This window comes from Corynebacterium sp. HMSC056E09 (assembly GCF_001813425.1).
Classification (GTDB): Bacteria; Actinomycetota; Actinomycetes; order Mycobacteriales; family Mycobacteriaceae; genus Corynebacterium; species Corynebacterium hesseae.
Map to the genome: position 1 here is coordinate 1 of NZ_KV812522.1, position 778 is coordinate 778.

At 53.5% G+C, this 778-nt stretch carries 1 protein-coding gene; it reads left to right on the forward strand.

Annotation, left to right across the window (positions count from 1 at the left end; translation table 11 throughout):
• Positions 1–189: 189 nt before the first annotated feature.
• Positions 190–778, forward strand: a 589-nt coding sequence (locus HMPREF2912_RS11635; protein WP_070684283.1) for a helix-turn-helix domain-containing protein, incomplete at its 3' end; no start/stop codon positions are given.

Sequence of the window (778 nt, forward strand, 5' to 3'; positions counted from 1 at the left end):
GTCGCGTAACTTGCCTGGCTGTCCGCAGTCCGGGTGTCGATTTGGGGTAGTTGGTACCGCGAGTCCGCGTAGTTGGTACCGGTGTTCCGCGTATCCGGTACTGCAAGGGGGTTTCTTTCATAGTTGATGTTGGCGGCACCACGATCCGGTGGTGTTGCGTCAACTTCTACTTGGAAGGAGCTGGTCCTTGTGGCCAACTTCAAACAGATCATCGCGATGTGCCTTGATGGTGCTAGCTACGCGCAGATCACACACGCATTGGGATGTTCACGACGAGAAGTATCCCGAGCAAAGAAAGTCATCAACGATGAGGAACTAACTCTAGAGCGTTTCCGTCAACTTCCACCTGGATGGTTCGATGATCGATTCAGCGACGGCCGGAGTAAACGGACGATGGCCTACGACCAGCCTGATTTTCACGCTCTTGCACGCAAGCTGAAAAGTACAAAGCATGTGACCAGGCATAAGCTGTGGATGGACTACGTGTCGCAGCCGTGTCCGACGGATAAGACAAAGTACCAGTACTCCCAGTTCTGCAGTGGGCTCAATGAGTTTCTGCGTGCCAATGATCTCGTTGAAGTTGTCACCCATGAGCCAGGTCAAGAGCTTTATGTCGACTGGGCCGGTGACAAAGTGCCTGTAGTAGATCAGGCCAGTGGTGATACAGCGTTCAAGGCGTCATTGTTCGTCGCGGTCAGCCCATACTCAGGGCTGATGTACGTCACGGCCGCTGCGAACGAGAAGATGAAGCGTCCTGGGTTTAGTTCCGCTTCTTTTA